The 17,825-nt window shown below is 66.9% G+C and carries 19 protein-coding genes; 7 read left to right on the plus strand and 12 right to left on the minus strand.

Annotation, left to right across the window (positions count from 1 at the left end):
- Window positions 1-30 precede the first annotated feature (30 nt).
- A complete protein-coding gene (locus tag AB0H88_RS40280) occupies window positions 31-2,511 on the plus strand; it encodes a DUF4118 domain-containing protein (RefSeq protein WP_357653995.1) in 2,481 nt (826 codons plus the stop codon).
- The gene (locus AB0H88_RS40285) at window positions 2,508-3,176 is read left to right on the plus strand and encodes a response regulator (protein ID WP_357653843.1); all 669 of its coding nucleotides are present in this window, start codon (window positions 2,508-2,510) and stop codon (window positions 3,174-3,176) included. Before AB0H88_RS40280 ends, AB0H88_RS40285 begins: the two co-directional genes overlap by 4 nt.
- Window positions 3,177-4,147: 971 nt before the next feature.
- Here the strand turns inward: AB0H88_RS40285 and AB0H88_RS40290 are convergent.
- Window positions 4,148-4,900: an SDR family oxidoreductase gene (locus AB0H88_RS40290; RefSeq protein WP_357653844.1), complete on the minus strand. Its 753-nt coding sequence runs from the start codon at window positions 4,898-4,900 to the stop codon at window positions 4,148-4,150.
- 122 nt (window positions 4,901-5,022) lie between these two features.
- Here AB0H88_RS40290 and AB0H88_RS40295 point away from each other — a divergent pair, with 122 nt between their 5' ends.
- The gene (locus AB0H88_RS40295; protein ID WP_357653845.1) at window positions 5,023-5,973 is read left to right on the plus strand and encodes an AraC family transcriptional regulator; all 951 of its coding nucleotides are present in this window, start codon (window positions 5,023-5,025) and stop codon (window positions 5,971-5,973) included.
- A 769-nt stretch (window positions 5,974-6,742) separates the two neighbouring features.
- Here the strand turns inward: AB0H88_RS40295 and AB0H88_RS40300 are convergent.
- The 7 genes from AB0H88_RS40300 to AB0H88_RS40330 form a co-directional block, all read right to left on the minus strand.
- Window positions 6,743-7,009, minus strand: a complete 267-nt coding sequence (locus tag AB0H88_RS40300; protein ID WP_357653846.1) for an ester cyclase — start codon at window positions 7,007-7,009, stop codon at window positions 6,743-6,745.
- Between the two features lie 355 nt (window positions 7,010-7,364).
- The gene (locus tag AB0H88_RS40305; RefSeq protein ID WP_357653847.1) at window positions 7,365-8,207 is read right to left on the minus strand and encodes an alpha/beta hydrolase; all 843 of its coding nucleotides are present in this window, start codon (window positions 8,205-8,207) and stop codon (window positions 7,365-7,367) included.
- Window positions 8,182-8,580 (minus strand): GNAT family N-acetyltransferase, encoded by a 399-nt coding sequence (locus AB0H88_RS40310; protein ID WP_357653848.1) that lies wholly within the window; start codon window positions 8,578-8,580, stop codon window positions 8,182-8,184. Before AB0H88_RS40310 ends, AB0H88_RS40305 begins: the two co-directional genes overlap by 26 nt.
- A 16-nt stretch (window positions 8,581-8,596) precedes the next feature.
- Window positions 8,597-9,304 carry an NAD(P)-binding domain-containing protein gene (locus AB0H88_RS40315; protein WP_357653849.1) on the minus strand — a complete coding sequence of 236 codons (708 nt, stop codon included), beginning with the start codon at window positions 9,302-9,304 and terminating at the stop codon, window positions 8,597-8,599.
- Window positions 9,301-10,371, minus strand: a complete 1,071-nt coding sequence (locus AB0H88_RS40320; RefSeq protein ID WP_357653850.1) for an LLM class flavin-dependent oxidoreductase — start codon at window positions 10,369-10,371, stop codon at window positions 9,301-9,303. The genes AB0H88_RS40315 and AB0H88_RS40320 overlap by 4 nt, the downstream gene beginning before the upstream one ends.
- Window positions 10,372-10,655: 284 nt before the next feature.
- Window positions 10,656-11,318, minus strand: a complete 663-nt coding sequence (locus AB0H88_RS40325) for a hydrolase (protein ID WP_357653851.1) — start codon at window positions 11,316-11,318, stop codon at window positions 10,656-10,658.
- 43 nt (window positions 11,319-11,361) lie between these two features.
- A complete protein-coding gene (locus AB0H88_RS40330; RefSeq protein WP_357653852.1) occupies window positions 11,362-11,916 on the minus strand; it encodes a hypothetical protein in 555 nt (184 codons plus the stop codon).
- 170 nt (window positions 11,917-12,086) lie between these two features.
- On the opposite strand from AB0H88_RS40330, the gene AB0H88_RS40335 reads away from it, so the two are divergent.
- Genes AB0H88_RS40335 through AB0H88_RS40345 form a run of 3 tightly spaced genes read left to right on the plus strand, consistent with a single transcriptional unit; the run spans window position 12,087 to window position 13,948 of the window.
- Window positions 12,087-13,022 (plus strand): LysR substrate-binding domain-containing protein, encoded by a 936-nt coding sequence (locus tag AB0H88_RS40335; protein ID WP_357653853.1) that lies wholly within the window; start codon window positions 12,087-12,089, stop codon window positions 13,020-13,022.
- Window positions 13,023-13,025: 3 nt separating this feature from the next.
- Window positions 13,026-13,433, plus strand: a complete 408-nt coding sequence (locus tag AB0H88_RS40340; RefSeq protein WP_357653854.1) for an SbcC/MukB-like Walker B domain-containing protein — start codon at window positions 13,026-13,028, stop codon at window positions 13,431-13,433.
- A 17-nt stretch (window positions 13,434-13,450) separates the two neighbouring features.
- A complete protein-coding gene (locus AB0H88_RS40345) occupies window positions 13,451-13,948 on the plus strand; it encodes a recombinase zinc beta ribbon domain-containing protein (protein ID WP_357653996.1) in 498 nt (165 codons plus the stop codon).
- On the opposite strand, the gene AB0H88_RS40350 is transcribed toward AB0H88_RS40345, so the two are convergent.
- On the minus strand, window positions 13,945-14,712 hold the full coding sequence (locus tag AB0H88_RS40350; protein WP_357653855.1) for a DJ-1/PfpI family protein: 768 nt from the start codon (window positions 14,710-14,712) through the stop codon (window positions 13,945-13,947). The genes AB0H88_RS40345 and AB0H88_RS40350 overlap by 4 nt on opposite strands.
- A 228-nt stretch (window positions 14,713-14,940) precedes the next feature.
- On the opposite strand from AB0H88_RS40350, the gene AB0H88_RS40355 reads away from it, so the two are divergent.
- Window positions 14,941-15,246: a hypothetical protein gene (locus AB0H88_RS40355; RefSeq protein WP_357653856.1), complete on the plus strand. Its 306-nt coding sequence runs from the start codon at window positions 14,941-14,943 to the stop codon at window positions 15,244-15,246.
- On the opposite strand, the gene AB0H88_RS40360 is transcribed toward AB0H88_RS40355, so the two are convergent.
- The 3 genes from AB0H88_RS40360 to AB0H88_RS40370 all read right to left on the minus strand — a co-directional run bounded on the left by AB0H88_RS40360 (window position 15,201) and on the right by AB0H88_RS40370 (window position 17,810).
- Complete coding sequence (locus tag AB0H88_RS40360; RefSeq protein ID WP_357653857.1) at window positions 15,201-15,641, minus strand: hypothetical protein; 441 nt, start codon at window positions 15,639-15,641, stop codon at window positions 15,201-15,203. The two genes, AB0H88_RS40355 and AB0H88_RS40360, sit on opposite strands and share 46 nt — an antisense overlap.
- 196 nt (window positions 15,642-15,837) lie before the next feature.
- Complete coding sequence (locus AB0H88_RS40365) at window positions 15,838-17,436, minus strand: multicopper oxidase family protein (protein WP_357653858.1); 1,599 nt, start codon at window positions 17,434-17,436, stop codon at window positions 15,838-15,840.
- Complete coding sequence (locus AB0H88_RS40370; protein ID WP_357653859.1) at window positions 17,433-17,810, minus strand: hypothetical protein; 378 nt, start codon at window positions 17,808-17,810, stop codon at window positions 17,433-17,435. Before AB0H88_RS40370 ends, AB0H88_RS40365 begins: the two co-directional genes overlap by 4 nt.
- Between the last annotated feature and the right edge of the window lie 15 nt (window positions 17,811-17,825).

Raw genomic sequence — 17,825 nt, forward strand, 5'->3', positions numbered from 1 at the left:
CCCGGGGGGGGGGCAACCCGTCCGGCGTGCCTGGGGGGGGGGGGGGGGGGGGGGCGGGGGGGGGGGGGGGGGGGGTGGTTTTCCCCCCACCCCCCCCACCGCGCTCGCACCGCCGCTCTGCTGGAAGGCATGGAGGTGATCCCGCGCAAGACCATGACGCACAGGGGCGCGACGTTCACCGAGCTGGATACCGAGGCGGTGATCGCCCGCGCGCCCACAGTGGCGTTGATCGACGAGCTGGCGCACACCAACGTGCCCGGCTCCCTCAACGTCAAGCGCTGGCAGGACATCGACGACATCCTGGACGCCGGGATCGATGTGATCTCCACGGTGAACATCCAGCACCTGGAGTCGGTCAACGACGTGGTCCAGGAGATCACCGGCGTGCCGCAGCGCGAGACCGTACCCGACGAGGTCGTACGGCGGGCCGATCAGATCGAGCTGGTCGACATGTCGCCCGAGGCGCTGCGCCGCAGGATGGCGCACGGCAACGTCTACGCGCCGGAGAAGGTCGACGCGGCACTGTCGAACTACTTCCGCGTCGGCAACCTCACCGCCCTACGCGAGCTGGCCCTGCTGTGGGTCGCGGGAAAAGTCGATGACCAGCTCGATCGCTACCGCGCCGAACATGGCATCGCCAGCACCTGGGAGGCGCGCGAGCGCGTCGTGGTCGCCCTGACCGGCGGCCCCGAAGGCGACACGCTGGTACGGCGTGCTGCCCGCATCGCCGCCCGCACCAAGGGCGCCGACCTGCTGGCCGTGCACGTGACCAGCGCCGACGGGCTGGCCGGAGCCGATCCGGCCAGCCTGGCCCGCCAACGGTCGCTGGTCGAGGACATGGGCGGCACCTATCACCAGGTCGTCGGTGACGACATCCCGCGCGCCCTGCTGGACTTCGCCCGCGGTGTCAACGCCACCCAACTCGTGCTTGGCGCCTCCCGAAGGGGCCGGTTCGCCCAGCTCTTCTCCCGAGGCGTCGGGGTGGAGACCACCGCACGCTCGGGCTCCATCGACGTCCATATGATCACCCATGACGAGGCCAAGAAAGGCCGGCGGCGGCCGGCCGGCTCACGCGCCGCGCTCACTCGCACGCGCCGGCTGAGCGGCTGGGTGATGGCGGTGGCCGGCATGCCCGCGCTGACCGCCGCGCTGTCGCCGTTCAGGGACATGCTGTCGCTGCCCAGCGAGATCCTCTTCTTCCTCTGCCTGACCATCGGAGTGGCGCTGGCGGGTGGAATGTGGCCGGCCATCACCGCGGCCGTAGGCGGATCGCTGCTGCTGAACTGGTTCTTCACACCCCCGGTCGGTGAGTTCACCATCAGCGACCCGGAGAACTTCTTCGCCCTGATCGTCTTCGTTCTGGTGGCGGCGGCGGTCAGCACGATTGTGGACATCGCTGCCCGCCGCACCAGGCAAGCCGCTCGCGCCGGCGCGGACGCCGAGCTGCTGTCCACGCTGGCCGGGCATGTGCTGCGCGGTCAGGCCGCCGTGCCGTCCCTGCTGGAGCGGATGCGTGAGACGTTCGGCCTGACCTCGGTCACTCTGCTGGAACGACGGCCGGAGGCCGCCCGCACGCCGGACCACCAGTCGGATCCGGACGCGTGGCGGATCGCGGCCACCTTCGGCGGCGCCCCGTCCACCTACCCTGGCCAGGCCGACACCGACGTGGTCATCGACGACGACATGGTCCTGGCCGCGCAGGGTGGGCCGCTGGACGCCGCCGACCGTACTGTGCTGGAGGCGTTCGCCGCCGAGGTCGCCGTCGCGCTACGCCAGGAACGTCTCCAGCAGGAGGCCGAACAGGCCCGCCCGCTGGCCGAGGCCGACCGGATGCGTACCGCGCTGCTCGCCGCGGTCAGCCACGACCTGCGCACGCCGCTGGCCTCGGCCAAGGCCGCGGTGGAGAGCCTGCACAACACCGACGTCGCCTGGTCGGAACAGGACCGCGCCGAGCTGTTCGCCACCGCCGAGGAGTCGCTGGACAAGCTGGACCGGTTGGTGGAGAACCTGCTGGACATGAGCCGTCTGCAGGCAGGGGTGCTCGGTGTGACCCCGCAACCGCTCGCCCTGGAGGAGATCGTTCCGCGCGCCATCGACGATCTCGGCCCGTTGCGCGACCGGGTCGAGGGCGACATCTCCATCGACCTGCCCGAGATCCTCGCCGACCCGGCCCTGCTGGAGCGGGTGCTGGTCAACCTCATGTCCAACGCGGTCCGCTACAGCCCGCCGGACCAGAGCGTACTGATCACCGCGAGCTGGTACGGCGACCACGTGGAGATCCGCGTGATGGACCGCGGCCCGGGCATCCCGCTCGAGGCGCATGACCGCGTCTTCCAGCCGTTCCAGCGGCTCGGCGACCGCGACAACCACTCCGGCGTCGGTCTCGGCCTGGCCCTCTCGCGCGGCCTGACCGAGGCGATGGGCGGCACCCTCGTACCCGAGGAGACACCAGGGGGAGGTCTCACCATGACCCTCACACTGCCCATCTCCAGCAGGGAGATGACGGCATGACCCGCATCCTCGTGGTCGATGACGAACCGCAGATCCTGCGCGCGCTGCGCATCAACCTTGCCGCCCGCCACTACGAGGTGGACGTCGCCGACGACGGCGCCTCGGCTCTGCGCGCGGCCGTCGACAGCTCGCCGGACCTGGTCATCCTCGATCTGGGGCTGCCCGACCTGGACGGGATCGACGTCATCCACGGCCTGCGCGGCTGGACCACCATCCCGATCATCGTGCTGTCCGGCAGGGCCGGCAACCAGGACAAGATCGAGGCCTTGGACGCCGGCGCCGACGACTACGTGACCAAGCCGTTCGGCATCGACGAACTGCTGGCCCGCGTGCGCGCCGTCACCCGCCGCACCTCCTTTCAGGAGGCCGAGCTGGCCCGCATCCAGGTCGGCGACCACGTGATCGACCTGACCAACAAGACGATCTCCGGCAATGTGCGCCTCACCCCGACCGAGTGGCACATCCTGGAGATGCTGCTCCGCCATCCGGGCAAGCTGATCAGCCAGCGTCACATTCTCACCGAGGTGTGGGGCGCCCGCTTCGTCAAGGAAACCCACTACCTGCGCCAGTACATGGCCCAGATCCGCCGCAAACTCGAACGCGACCCGGCCCACCCCGATCATCTGATCACTGAACCCGGCATGGGCTACCGCTTCAAACCATGACCCCGCCACCATCGCGGTCCAGGACGGTCACAACTGACGCGAATGCGCTGCCGTACTTTTCGGTAGTTGTTTGCGCTTTCGGCGTCAGGGATGCATATAGAAAGGCATGCGCGTCATCGGCCGTTTGCGCGCCGACCGCATCACCTTGGTCTACGATCGCGAGACTCGCGCCCTGAGGGCGGACACGCGAGAGGAAGTGAAGGTCATCCTGGATTCCGCCCGGTGATTTGTAGCGGACAAGACACGGTGCTCCAGTGTCTCCGGCCTGTTGGAAGGAGGAAGGTCAGCAAGCCCTGATCCCGGCGTCAGCCGAAGGCTGGGCCAGGGTGACGTACCTTCATGCCCGGAAATGCCCAGCTATGTACAACTTACGTGTCCTAGGACACCGCCGATACGTACATGCCCTTCAGCGCCTCCACCACACTCGCTCTCCCAAGTCGGGAGGGTTGAGCAGCTATGGAGACGAACATGCGAGCCGTGCGCCGCGTCGCCAGCCTCGGAGCCAACATCGCCGTCGCTGAGCCGAGCCTAAGCGAGTAGGTCTCGAAGGGAAGCTCGTGGAGCATGATCACTCCACCGCCGCATGACGCAGTGAGCTACTGGGATGCGGTTGAGCCACTGAGGGAAATCCTCGGGCTGTTCCCGCAGAACGCCCCCGCATGCGCGGGGCCGACGTGGCGACGCCGTTTCGGCAGCAGGAATAAGGCGGAACACCCCCCGCCGACGTTGTTCCGGCCATCTGGTCTGTGGATGTTGGTACCAGGGTTGTTGTCAGCCTCGTTGGCCGGAACGCGCAGCGCGGTCGGCAGCCCAACGGCGGCATCGGCTCGACTCCGCGCCGAGGAGCCCGCTCGGGCCATGGACTGCTGGTCGATCTCGGCGCCGACGTCGATGTTGGTGGCTGCGCCGCCTGGATAGTAGCGGCATAGAACCTGGGACGCTTCAGATGCCACCCATCGTGTGGTGCCTGCTCAGATCTGGTTCGTGCCTCCGTCAACGTAGAAGTTCGCGCCGACGACGTAGCTGCTCTGTTCCGAGGCCAGGAAGGCCACGACTGCGGCGGCCTCCTCAGGCTGGCCCATACGGCCCTTGGCCACGGTCGCGGCGACATTCTCCTTGACGGCCCGGGCGGTCTCCTCGTCGCCGAAAGCGGCGGTGCCCCCGGGAGTCTCGATCCATGCCGGTGAGACCACGTTGACCCGGATGCCGCGGCCCTTGAGCTCGTTGGACCACGTCCGCGCGAAGGACCGGACGGCCGCCTTCGACGCCGCGTACGCGCCGAACGCCTCTACTCCACGGTCGCCGGCGGTCGAACCGACCAGGACGATCGAGGCTCCGTCGTTGAGCAGCGGCAACGCCTTCTGCACGGTGAACAGCGTGCCTCGGACGTTGACCGCGAAGGTCTGGTCGAAGTGCTCCTCGGTGGTCTGCTCCAGCGTCACGAACGCACCGACCGCCGCGTTCGCCACAAGCACGTCCAAACCCTCGCCTCGCGCCCGGACCGCCTCGTAGAGCCGGTCCAGGTCCTTCGGCTTCGAGATGTCGCCGACGACCGCGGTGGCCCGGTCTGCTCCGATGGTCTTGACGGCGGCCTCCAGTTCGGACTCGCGCCGGCCGGTGACGAACACGTACGCGCCCTCGTCCGCCAGCCGTACGGCGGTGGCCAGACCGATACCGGTGCTGCCCCCGGTGACTACCGACGTCTTGCCTTCCAGCTGTCCCATGTGGGTGTCTCCATCACTCTCTCGATGTCGATCCGTTCGATATCGATACTGCGGGAGATCGGGGATACTATCCATGATGCGAAGTCCGGCGTTCTTTACGTATCGTCCAGGAGGAGTGCTCGGTGCTCGGATTTCGGGATCCAGTGGCTGACGCGATCGGCCTGCTCAGGCCCCGCACGGTGATCGGACCCAGCCTCCGGGCCGCGGGAGAGTGGGCGTTGCGCTTCGACACGTTCCTGCACGTACGGATCGGGGGCCTCGTGCGCGGCACGTGCTGGTTGGTCCTCGAAGGGCACGAGCCGGTGCTCCTGCAGGAGGGTGACACCTTCATGCTGGGCAACCCGCCGCCTTACGTCCTGGCCAGCACGCTCGACGCACGCCCGCGCCCTGCGGAGCAGGTGTGGGCGGGTGCCGAAGACGGGTTCGTGCGGATCGGCCCGGAGTCCGAGGAGGACCTCTACCTCTGCGTCGGGCACATCGCGTTCGACGACAGGAACGCGGCCCTCCTGACCGATCTTCTGCCGCCGCTCGTGATCGTCCGCGTGGCCGATCCTCATGGCAGGCGGCTCGCGCAGCTGATCGATCTCCTGGCCACCGAGGTCGGGGTCGCCGCCGCCGGCGGCCCGCTGGTGCAGAACCACCTCGCACAGATCCTGCTCGTGCACATGCTGCGTGCTCACGCCGGCCAGACAGACCGGCCCACCGGCTGGCTGGGCGCCCTGAATGAGGACGGCATCGGTGCCGCCCTGCGTGCCGTGCACGCGGACGTGGCCCACTCCTGGAGCCTCAAGGAGCTCGCCGAGATCAGCCACATGTCGCGTTCCGCGTTCGCCCAGGCCTTCAAGAGCCACGTCGGGGTCCCGCCGTTGGAGTACCTGATCCAATGGCGCATGAGCCTCGCGCGCGACGCCCTCACCCGCGACACTCTGTCGATCTCCGAGCTCGCACGGGCCACGGGCTACCTGTCCGAGAGCGCGTTCAGCACCGCGTTCCGCCGCGTGGTCGGCTCATCGCCCGCACAGTTCCGGAACCAGGCACGGCAGCCACCGCGCTCGGCCGCGAACGGAAGCTGAAGGAGGCGTCCTGTGCTCAGCTGCGCCGCTCACGCTGGCGACGAAGACACCAGTACACCGCCCGCCGACACCACTACCAGCGACGCGGACACGCGTCATAAGCGCGACTGCAGTACTGGTGCGATCGCGTTGGCGTGGATGCCTGGCCCCGGTCGTGGCCATGCCGTCCCCGACCCCGGCGTCGTCGCCGACGCTGTCGCCGGGGTCAACGCCACCACCACGGTGGCGACGAGAACAGCCACGTCCGTCCGGTCAACGCGGATCGCTGGTGTCATATTCTCAACCTCAGCGACCTGAGTGGACGATCGCCAGCGCGACCACGTCATCAGTTCGCATGACATTGTTCGGGGGAAGATGTGACGCGGTGTCACTAGGCCCACCGCCGGAGCTGAACGATGCTGAGGAGCAGACCCCTGCCGTTCGATCCTGACCGCATGGTCGGGAGTCATCGGCCTGATCGGCTTCACCGTCGCCGCACTGGTCCGGATCCGATTCTCTGGGCGAGCCAAAGAACGTACAGTCCCACAGCCCGCGCCACTCGATCATCACCCTCGCCCTGGAAGTCGGCGTCCCCGAGCGCGACGTCGGCGTCGGCCTACCGGGCACCTCGCAAATGACCGTCGCGCCGGTGGCGAAGACCACCGAGACGTAGCCTTCGATACCGGCCGTTCGCGGCGATGGCGTCGCCGGGCGCACGCTGGGCGAGCTTGAGCATGCGGCGAGCTCTGCGTGGCTGAGCCCCGACTGGGTCGGCCCGCGAGCTGCTTCTTCAGGGCCTCGGCGTCGTGAACGGCCGACATCTGCACGAACTTCCCGTCGCGGACCGGTAGATGGCGAACTTGTCGATCTCGATCGGAGCGCCCGTGGGAGCCACCCCGAGCCATTCCTTGGTGGGGGTGCCGTGGTTGACGGAGTGGCAGGCCAGAGTTTCACCATTGATCGCCACCTCCTTGATCTCCCAGTGGAAGTCGGGAACCGCGTCGGTGATGCCCTTGAGCGCCGCGACGACGTCCGCGCGAGTGGCCGGCTCCGCCATCGATACTGCGAGAGCAGCAGAGCATGATTAATGATGCAAAGTCCGTAATTCTTTACGTATCGTCCAGAAGGAGTGCTCGGTGCTCGGCTTTTCGGGATCCAGTGGCTGACGCGATCGGCTTGCTCTGCCGCTGCCGTTCGCCAATACCGACCGGGACGCCGGCTACTGGTGGGAGACCTCGATGTGGCAGGTCAAGCTCTCCCGCACGATCGTCTTCGACGCACCCCGCCACGCCCGGGGTTCTTCGAAGCGTTGATCGCCGACAAGCTTGATCTTGGCCGTCCGCACAACGTGGAGATCATCTTCAACCGTAAGATCCGGAGTGGTCCGACCACCAAGATCATCGGTGGAGGTCCTACGTGTTGAGGAATGTGTTCAGAGCGGTGTTCACCTCGTCGGCGTGGGTCCAGAGCAGACCGTGTGGGGCGCCTTCGATCTCGACATACTCGGCCTCGGGGAACGCCGCGTGGAAGCGACGCCCGGTGGCGTCGATGGGGAGGATGTTGTCCTTGGTGCCGTGCAGGATCAGCGCCGGCTTGCCACTGGCGCGCACCGCCTCGACGTCACCGCGGAAGTCCTCGATCCAGGACGGGACGACCGCGTACGCGGCGACCGGGGCGCTGCCGATCGCGACGTTCCAGCTGCCGGTGACGGCCTCCTGGCTGATCCGGGAGCCGAGGTTCTCGTCCAGGTTGTAGAAGTCCGAGTAGAACCGCGTGAACCAGGCGTACCGATCGCCCTTCGCGGCCTCGGAGATGCCGTCGAACACCTCCCGCGGGACACCCTCGGGGTTGTCGTCGCGGGCAACGAGGAACGGTTCGAGCGAGGCGAGGAACGCGAGCTTCGCTACTCGCTCATGTCCGTAGCGTGCCACATACCGGGCCAGTTCCCCGGTGCCCATCGAGAAGCCGACCAGCACCACATCGCGCAGGTCCAGGGTCTCCAGGACCGCGTTCAGGTCCGCGGCGAACGTGTCGTAGTCATAACCGGAGCCGACCTTCGACGACTGCCCGAATCCGCGACGGTCGTAAGTGATGACCCGGTACCCGGACGCGAGGAGTTCGCGCGTCTGACGCTCCCAGCTGTGCCCGTTCAGCGGGTAGCCGTGGATGAGGACGACCGGTTGACCCGACCCCTGGTCCTCGTAATACAGCTCGACCGGCGTGCTGTTCTCATTCCCAACGGTGATGTATCCCATGATCTTCCCTTTCGGTGCGGACCAGCCCAACGCTGGCGCGCGTGACCAGTGTGATGTCGGCAGGTGTCGGCTGGCGGAAGACACCGCCATTCGTGGCGAATTCATCGCCATGCATTCTCAGATGGCGAGCAAACAGCGGGCACACAGGTACGACGGTGAGGTTCTTGCGAATGCTGTCTGCGAGCGCCTCACGCACCAGCAGCCCAGCCAGACCTCGTCCACTGAACTCCTGATCTACCTCGGTGTGGAAAAATATCCGGTCATCGTCTTCCTCGGGAAAGTCGACGAAGTCGACCCTGCCGACGGGTGATTCATTGGCGAGGTTCACCGTGTAGGAGCTGATCGGGCTGGCGACCTCGAGCCTGACCGTCACGGATGCACCGCTGTTGTCAACTGATCCCTGAGTCAGCTGGCCGTCCTTTTTGTGAATAGGTCAGAGACGGTTCAGTGGCCGGAGCAGGGGTACTGGTGAGCGCGCGAAGCTGCTCGGCGTCGACATTGGCTCCGAAGGCAGGGGCGCCGGGCTCGAGCCGGGCACCCGCCGCGAGGTCACCGATGGCGAGTGGGTCGAACCCAAGTGTGTCGATCAGCTCTGACACGGCGGTGAGATCCTCGGGTGAGTCACCGGCGATCGCGATCGCCTTGCGCCCGAGGTGGCCGGATGGGCGAGCCCCGTCTTCGAGGTCGTGATAGCCCACGTGGTTGAAGGCTTTCACGACTCGCGCGCCCGTCAGGAACTGCTGCACGACTTCGCTCGAGGACGTACCGGGCGGGACGATCGTGTCGCGGGGACCATCGATTTCCCACCAGTGGTTCATCGCATCCACGACCAGCTTCCCCCGCAACGCCGGGGCCGGGAGGTTACGGAGTTTGCCGAGCGGGAGAGCGAGGATCACTACGTCCGCGGCTTGCGCGGCCTCGGCTGGCCACGCGGCGGTCGCGCCAGGGGTGAGCACCTCGGTGGTCAGCGCGATCTTCGCGGGGTCACCGGAGCCGGAGATCAGAACCCGGTAGCCGGCGGCGACCGCCAGGCGCGCCAGGACGGTGCCGACCTTCCCGGCCCCCAGGATCCCGACGGTGGCCACGGGGGTGGTCATCGTGTCGCCGCCGTGACGGCGGCCTGTTCGGCCAGCAGCTCGCGGACCCGGGGGATGACCTGGGTGCCGTACAGTTCGACCGAACGTAGCCGGGCGGTGGCTGAAACGGTGCCGGCGGCGGAGTAGATCATGTCGAACCGGCCCGCATCCAGCACCCGGATCGCGTGGGCGATCTTGTTCGCGACCGTCTCGACCGAACCGACATACAGCGACCCGCGCCCCACCTCGGCGTCGAACTCCTCCCGGCGAAGCGGTGGCCAGCCGCGCAGCGCCCCGATACGGTCGCGGATCTCCCGGTACCCGGGGTAGAACAGCTCTTTGGCTTCTTCGTCGGTGGCGGCGACGAAGCCGGGCGAGTGCATCCCGACCGGCTGTGCGGTGGTGCCGAGCTCCTGGTTCGCCCGCCGGTAAAGATCCACGTAGGGAGCGAACCGGGCGGGGGCGCCGCCGATGATGGCGAGCATGAGCCGGAACCCGTAGTGGGCGGTACGGAGCACGGACTGCGGTGACCCACCGACTCCCACCCAGGTGCTGAGCCGTCCCGAATCGGTCTTCGGGTACACGTCCGCGTCATTCAGGGCGGCCCGGGTGGTGCCCTCCCAGGTGACCGGCGTCTCGTCCAGGAGCCGGTGGAACAGGTCGATCTTCTCCTCGAACAGCACCTCGTAGTCCTTCAGGTCGTACCCGAACAGCGGGAACGACTCGGTGAACGAACCACGTCCGAGGATCACCTCCGCCCGGCCGCTGGAGAGCGCGTCCACGGTCGCGAACCGTTGGAAGACCCGCACCGGGTCGTCCGAGGACAGCACTGTGACACCTGAGGCGAGCCGAATGCGCTTCGTGGCGGTCGCTATACCGGCCAGCACCGTCTCCGGGCTGGAGATCGCGAACTCCGGCCGGTGGTGCTCCCCCAACGCGACCACGTCGATGCCGACCTGATCGGCCAGCACGGCCTCGGTCACCGCGGCGCGGATCGCCTGCGCGTGCGAGACGACCTCACCTCGATTGTCACGGGGCCGGTCCCCGAAGCTGTCGATACCGAACTCGATCTTCGAATCGTCCATCATGGCAACTTCCTCAGAGCTTTCGTTGTGACCGTGCGCGACGGTGCGAGATTCGCGAGAGGTAGGGGTAGCGGAAATCGCCTGAAATGTATTCGGCCGGGGTGACGACGACCTGCGTGTACGAGTGCTTGAATTGTTCCGGACCGGCGTCGGTGACGCTCTGGAATCGCACCTGGATGACGCGGGGAGGCTCCCACTCGCCCCCGATTCCGAATGTGACCGCACCGAAGGCGGCCTGGGGCACGCCACGTGCCCCAGGCTCGCCTGCGGCTCAGCGTCCGTCGGCGCTACACACCAGCTCCATCGGTGGTGGGTGTGGCCAGCAGTTGCAGCTCCCAGGCGAACGCGATCCCGCTGGCGCCACCGTGCTCCTGGAGAATCTGCGTGAGCTCGGGGGGCGTCGGCTCGCGCGCCCAGTCGCGCTGCCATTCCCCGGACACTGCCATCCAGGTGATGGGCACCACGCCGGCCTGCTCCATGCGGCGCACCGCCATGTCGTGCGCCTCGGCGCTGACCCCGCCGCAGGCGTCGGTGACGACGAAGACGTCGTAGCCCTCACCCAGCGCCTGGATGGCGGGCATGGCGACGCAGATCTCCGTCCACAGCCCGGCGATGATCAGCTTCTTGCGCCCCGTCTTCTCCACGACGTCGACGACACGACGGTCTTCCCAGGTGTTGATGTACGTGCGGTTGATCGGTTTCTGGTCCGGGAACACGTCCTGGAGAGCCTTGATGAGGTAACCGCCACGTTCTTCGATCACCGTGGTCAGCACAGTGGGGACGTCGAACGCCTTGGCGAGCTTGGCGAGGCCGACGACGTTGTTGACGATCATGGTTGGTTCATGGCTGTTGAGATTGGTGAACTGGTAGGGCTGGTGGTCGATGAGCACCAGGACGCTCTCCTCGGGGGTGAGCAGCGCCTCGAGTCCGGTCTTTGCGGTGCGCGTCACTGTGTTCCTTCTGCGTGATGGGTTGAACGTTCGATGGTCAGAGTCAGAGCTGTTCGGGTGATGCCAGCCGGTAGACGAACTGGCCGAGTCCGGACTGCGCGATCGCGAACATCGGGTCGGCCAGGCCTTCCTGCGTGGCGGCCATGCTCAGGTCGCCAAGACGGACCGCCTCGTATCCGACGTCGAGACTGAGCTGCCTGACAACGCCCTGGACTTCGTCGTCACCGGACCACAGGTTGCTCGGCCGTACACGGGCATCGGCGACCTGCCCGAGGAGAGAGGCGAAGTTGGTGCTGAACGCCTTCGCCGTCGGCCCGCCCGTCACCGACTGGACGTACTCGGCGTTGGAGGAGAACCCGGCCGGAGGCCGGGCACCGCCGTAGAGGTTCGTGGCGTCGAGCACTGTCTTGCCCTCGAGCCCGACGACGGATGACAGCGCCACCTCCACGGCGGTTCCCGGGACGGCGAGCAGTACCGCGTCCGCGGTGCCGACATTGCCGCCTCCACGCCCCAGCCGCGTCACCTGGTGTCCGGCACGTTCCCACAGGCCGGCCAGCCCGCCGCCGACGTTGCCTCGTCCGATCACGGTGATGTTCATGCTTCATTCCTTGCGAGGCTGAGGTGGTTTGTCGGCCGGTCACGCGAACCGAAACCGGCTCCGACCAGGCTCGACGGGGCACGTTGGAACGCCTCCCACGTCGTGAGAACGACACTACGGCGGCCATCCGGCGGGCGTCCAAGACTTGTCCGGACCTCCAGCGGTAGGATTTGTCTATCGATGTCAGCCCCCGTGTCCTCCGCTACTTCATGGCCGTAGCCGAGGAACTCCACTTCGGTCGCGCGGCCACGCGTCTCTACATCGCTCAGCCATCCCTGAGCCATCAGATCCGCAAGCTCGAGGAGACCCTCGGCACCCCGTTGTTCGTGCGTTCGAGCCGTAGCGTGCAGCTCACCGCCGCAGGCCGGACACTGGCTCGCGAGGTGCCGAAAGCGCTGGCCGCGCTGGAGCAAGCCGTGCAGCTCACCCGGCTGGCCGGGGCAGGGATCGCGACGACGATTCGGTTGGGCTACACACCGGTGACAAGCTTCGACACGCTCACGGCGCTCCTGGACACTCTCCGGGAAGACCATCCAGACGTCCTGGTCGACGCTCGAGAGTTCTTCAGCGCCGAGATTCCCGAACGTCTCCGTGCCGGCGACCTGGACGCCGGTCTCGCTCTCTCACCGCAGCCCCTCGACGGGGTAAATGGCGAGCTCCTCCGCGAAGAGCCCGTCTCCGCGGTCCTCAGCGCTCGCCACCGCCTCGCTGACGTGCCGAAGATCCCACTGGCGGAGCTGCGCGACGAGACGCTGCTGCTGTTCGCCCGCCACCACGCCCCGGCGTACTACGACGCCATCGTCGCCGCGTGCCACGAGGCGGGCTTCTCACCGGATATCTGCGCGTTCGACGAACCACCGGTGAACGCCATGCTCGCCCGGCTCTCCAGCGGACGCGAGGTCAGCTTGGCCCCGACATCGTTCGCTGAGCACGCCGCGAAGACCAGCCCCGGCATCGTTCTTCGTGGCGTCGTCGATCCGCCGATCATGGCAGAACTCTCCGTGCTGTGGCCCGCGAACGATCCGTCACCCGCCATCGCGACCGTCGTCGACACCGCCCGACGTTGCGCTGAGCGCAACAAATGGCTACGCAACCCCATGACGTGACGCGTGAAGACGCACCGTTTCGACGATTCGGAACACGAGACGTACTCCGACAGCAGCGGCAAGTCCGGCGGTCAGAAGGAGAAGCTCGCCTACACCATCCTGGCGGCCTCACTGGCCTACCAGTTCAAACTCGAATGGAGCGTCACCCGGTCCAATACCTTCCGATTCGCGGTGATCGACGAGGCGTTCGGCCGAGGCTCGGACGAGTCACGTAGCAGGCCTGCGCCCATGACCTGGACGACGCCGGACCACGTCCGGGGCTTGCTCACGAAGCGCTGGGCGTCCGGCAAGTACCTGACCTGGCTCGCCACAGGAGAACCCTGGCAGCCGATCGAGGTGCCGATCCGCGGACCCCGCCCGCGGCGGACCCGCAGCGCAATACGCATCGGAGTGCCGAGCGGTGGACACTGACCACGGTCCGCGCGATCCTGGCCAATCCCCGCTACACCGGTCATGAGGTGTGGAACCGGCAGCCGTCGGCGTACGACCTGATCGACACGTCGAATACCGGCCTGGGTCATCGTCAGGTTCAGCGGTGGAGTCTGCCTGAGGACTGGGTCATCTCTGAGCGGCCCGCGCACGAGGCCCTTGTCAGCCAGAGCGACTTCGTCGCCGTCCAGGGCATCCGGGCGCCCTCCGGCCGTTCCAATCACACGTACCGCTTGGCCGGGCTGCTGCGCTGCGGCTCCTGCCACCGGCGGCTGGAGTCCTGCTGGTCCGGCAATCGGGCCGCCTACCGCTGCCGGCACGGCCACACCAGCGCCTCCCACGCCGATCCGCAGCGGCCCAAGAACCTGTACGTGCGTGAGGACCACCTCGTGGCCCGTCTGCCGGCTCTCTATCTGCTCCTGGCCGGGGAGCCGGATGGCCGGGCCCCCGGAGCCGAAGAGATCATCGAGGTCGAATCGCGGGCCCGGACACGTTAGCGAGCGGCGTCCTCAAGCAGTTGCAGCGCGAGTTGCTGCAGCTCGGGCCCGGCCTTTTCCGGGCTGCCGGTGTCGAAGGGCGGCTGCGGGTCGTACTCCACCGCCAGTTGGAGAGCCTGTGCCGTTCTCTCGTCGGCGAGCTTCGCCGCCAGGTGCAGCGCCATGTCGATACCGGCGGACACACCCGCAGCCGTGATGATCTTCCCTGACTCGACGAAGCGTCCCGGTGTGTACACGGCGCCGAAGGTGGTCTCCATATAGGAGCGCGACGCCCAGTACGTGGTCGCCGGCACTCCGCGCAGCAAGCCGGCGGCGCCCAAGAGCAGCGCACCGGTGCACACTGAAGTCGTCCAGGTCGTGCCCTCGTGCAAGCGGCGTACCCAGTCGACGGTCTCGGTGTCCTCCATGGCCGTGGTGATGCCACGATTGCCGGCCCCTGGGACGAGCAGCACATCGGCCTGCCGTACCTGGTGCAGTGCGCGATCGGCGACCAGGCCGAGCACGCCTGTGTCGGTGCGCACCGGCCCCACCCGCTTGGCCACCGTGACCACGGACGCGTCCGGCACCCGGCACAACACCTCGTACGGGCCCACCGCGTCCAGCGCGGTGAAGCCGTCGTACAGCAAGATCGCCACCCGCAGCCCGCGCCGCGGCGGTGTTGCTGCGGCCGGCGACGCCAAACCCATGGCCCCCAAGCCCGCCCCCACCCCACCTGCGGCCACCGCTTTCAGCACCATCCGTCGGCTGCTGTTGATGTCGGTCATATGTGTACTCCTCCAAGACGGCGGCTGTCCCTCAGTGGTCGCAAGAACCTCCGCGAAAGTTCCCGGGAACCGAGGCGAGTATCGCGACGACTAGTCGGAACGAGTCGCATTGTGCCTATGACCATGGCCAGAACCTGGCGCATGTTGGCGCGCTGGCCACTTCCTCGTGCGGTGACGTGTCGTGAACATGGGGAGCCGAAAATCCGACACCAAGCATTTGGAGGCTGCATGCGAGTCGACATGGTCGTCTTCGATGGCGCGGACGACCTCGACGTGGTGGGTCCTTACGAAGTGCTGGGCCTGGCCGGCCGCGCTGGGCTGGGCGTCACGGTTCGGCTGGTGTCCCTGGACGGCCCCCACACGGTGACCACGGCGGGTGGGCTGCCCCTGCCCACCGGTGGCTGGGCGCCGCAGGAGGCCGACGTGCTCATCGTCGCCGGGGGCGGCTACGCCAAGGGCCGGACCCAGCGACTCCCTATCGCTGAGAATCAACTACGTTGCTTCTTGATGGCCCTTGCGCTGGCCAGGGCGTAGGTGGAGCAGACCAGCGCGGGTGCGCACAGCACGGGTCCTGAGATTCCTTGAGCGAAACTGAGGTTGCCCGGAATCATCATGAAAACAACGAGACCGAGGTCACCGACGATGCTGGTCCACGCGTTGATCCAGTAACCGGCATGGCTGTTTCGCCAGTTCAAGAAGATACTCACGAGGATGGCCTGGACTCCTACGAGTATCACCAGCCAGAAGTACATGACGCTGCGTCCAGCGTCCGTGCCAACGGGCAGTCCGTGGGCAAGGAGTTTGCTTAGGACCAATATCCCAACGTAGATATGGAGGATTCCCCACATGACGTAGAACGCAGCACCGATTTTGGCGACCATGCCGGCGGCGCTCTTCTTTTCGGTCACGATCTGTTGAAGCGTGGCCATAAAAACCTCCATCGTTCACTATTCCGGCTCCACGGCACCGCGGTGTCCGTGCTTCGCCGAGCCAGTCGTGCGGTGTCCATGGTGGAGACCGGTTCCCGGCGGCCGCGATGCTCGTTAAGCCCGGCGCGCCCAGTGTCATCAACGTCTGCCACGTTGCTCGAGGTGGTGGGCGGCCGCTGGATTGGGTGGTGCGGCGTCATTGGATCGTCGTGAAGTTGGCCATCATGGCCATGTCCTCGTGTTCCAGATTGTGGCAGTGGAAGACGTACTTGCCGGGATAACCGTCGAATCTGATCGCGATTGCTGCTTCTTCCGAAGCCCGTAGGTCGATGGTGTCCTTCCATCCGGCGTCGAATGCTCCGGGGCCGCCGACACCTCGGGAGAGCACCTGGAAGGGGCTGAGATGGAGGTGCACGGGGTGATGGAAGTCCGCGATGAGCCGCCAGACCTCGACGGTGCCGAGCTTCGGCGCGGCGGCGATGTCGTCGGGGCTGAACGGCTGCCCGTCGATGAGCCAGCCCTTCATATGGTTGACGTCTCCCGATTGAAAGCGGAAGGTGCGGGTCGTGACGGCCTGGGCTGCGGTGAGCGATTCGACCGTGGAGAGCTTGTCGGGAACTGTGAACGGCTCGTCGGTTTGCTCACCAACAATGAAGCGCATGATCTGGGACATGTTCCCGTCACCGAAGTCGTTGAGCAGCGTCACTGCGGTTCCGAGTTTGTAGCTGGAGAAGTCGATGATGACGTCGAGACGTTGCGCGGGGGCGAGTTCGACATGCTCATGACGAATTGGTGCGGCGAGGAGCCCGCCGTCCGTGCCGATCTGTGTCAGGAGGCCATCAGGTTGCGGGTCGAGACGCAGGTCGAGGCGTCTGGCATTGCAGGCGTTGATGATGCGCAGGCGGTATGTGGCGCCGTCGACTTTCGCAACCGGCCAGGGGGTGCCGTTGACGAGCATGACGTCTCCAAGGACGCCGGCGACGAATGAGCCGGTGACGCCGGGTGTCCTCATCAGGCTCCTGTCGATGCTCGGGTAGGACAGAGAGCCGTCAGCGGCGAAGCTGCGATCGGTGATCATGACAGGGAGCTCGCGTGGGCCGGAGGGCAGGCCGAGAGCGTCTTCTTCGTCGTCTCGCACGAAGTGGAGGCCGGCGAGTCCGCGCCAGACGCTCGGGCCGGTGAAATCCATCCGGTGGTCGTGGTACCAGAGCATCGCCGCGCGCTGGTCGAGTGGATAGGTGTAGGAGCGGTGGCCTTCGGTGGTGTCTCCGACCATCGAGCCGCCGCCCATGTTCATGTGGTCCATGTTCATGTGCTGGTTCATGTAGGACCTGTCGACGGGGTAGACGAAGTCGATCGGGTATCCGTCGCTGTCGGGCGGGGTACGGCCGGCGTGCAGGTGCACGACCGTGGGAACGGGAAGGTTGTTGGTGTGCCTTACCACGGTCGTGCGGGCGCGTCGGCTGACGATGGTGGGGCCGGGGAAGATCCCGTTGTAGCCCCAGATCGCCGTCTTCACCCCCGGCAGGATCGAGGCCGTCGCCGCGGTCTGAGTGATCTCGTAGTAGTCGGTATCGGCGTCGCTGCGCACCGGCTTCAGGACGGGCGGGGTTTGGAAGGGCATCGTGAACGGCTGCGGGAGCGGCAATCGGCTGCGGAGCAGATTGCCGGTCGAGGTGGATCCGGCCGCGCCGAGGGAGAATGGGATCCCCACTCCCAGGCCGATGCCGGCGACAAGGCCGGCGCCGATGAACGCCCGGCGGCTCAACGTGATCCGGCGGTTCTCCTCGGTCATCGGCGTCTCCAGGCCCAGACAGCGAGAGCGGTGGCGAGGAGGATGATCGCCACACCGAGCGGGATATGCAGGCTGATCGCTCGCGAGAATCCGAGAACGATCTGCAGCCCGATCAGGCCGAAGAGGCCGAGGCAGGCCAGGATGGGCCACCAGGGTCCGCGTCCGGGCCACCGCTGAAGTACGGCCGCGACGGCGGAGATGAGGACCGAGATGCCGGCGAAGGTCGCGTTCTCGCGGTGAACGTGCAGTGAGTCGTAGCTGCCGGAGAGGAATTGACCGGCGAAGACCGCCTGATCGAACAGCATGATCACCGCGACTGTGCTCGTGATGCGGAACACCCAGCACGGCCAGCGCGGCGCGTGCCTGTGTACCACGGCGGCATCCCCCGT

Origin of the sequence: Nonomuraea sp. NPDC050680 (assembly GCF_040654555.1) — a bacterium.
Classification (GTDB): Bacteria; Actinomycetota; Actinomycetes; order Streptosporangiales; family Streptosporangiaceae; genus Nonomuraea.

Excerpts from the sequence above, each read along its gene's own strand:
- AB0H88_RS40285 (WP_357653843.1), top strand. The coding sequence starts at position 2,508 with ATGACCCGCATCCTCGTGGTCGATGACGAACCGCAGATCCTGCGCGCG.
- AB0H88_RS40290 (WP_357653844.1), bottom strand. The coding sequence starts at position 4,900 with ATGGGACAGCTGGAAGGCAAGACGTCGGTAGTCACCGGGGGCAGCACC.
- AB0H88_RS40300 (WP_357653846.1), bottom strand. The coding sequence starts at position 7,009 with ATGGCGGAGCCGGCCACTCGCGCGGACGTCGTCGCGGCGCTCAAGGGC.
- AB0H88_RS40305 (WP_357653847.1), bottom strand. The coding sequence starts at position 8,207 with ATGGGATACATCACCGTTGGGAATGAGAACAGCACGCCGGTCGAGCTG.
- AB0H88_RS40315 (WP_357653849.1), bottom strand. The coding sequence starts at position 9,304 with ATGACCACCCCCGTGGCCACCGTCGGGATCCTGGGGGCCGGGAAGGTC.
- AB0H88_RS40320 (WP_357653850.1), bottom strand. The coding sequence starts at position 10,371 with ATGATGGACGATTCGAAGATCGAGTTCGGTATCGACAGCTTCGGGGAC.
- AB0H88_RS40330 (WP_357653852.1), bottom strand. The coding sequence starts at position 11,916 with ATGAACATCACCGTGATCGGACGAGGCAACGTCGGCGGCGGGCTGGCC.
- AB0H88_RS40350 (WP_357653855.1), bottom strand. The coding sequence starts at position 14,712 with ATGACCGACATCAACAGCAGCCGACGGATGGTGCTGAAAGCGGTGGCC.
- AB0H88_RS40355 (WP_357653856.1), top strand. The coding sequence starts at position 14,941 with ATGCGAGTCGACATGGTCGTCTTCGATGGCGCGGACGACCTCGACGTG.
- AB0H88_RS40360 (WP_357653857.1), bottom strand. The coding sequence starts at position 15,641 with ATGGCCACGCTTCAACAGATCGTGACCGAAAAGAAGAGCGCCGCCGGC.
- AB0H88_RS40365 (WP_357653858.1), bottom strand. The coding sequence starts at position 17,436 with ATGACCGAGGAGAACCGCCGGATCACGTTGAGCCGCCGGGCGTTCATC.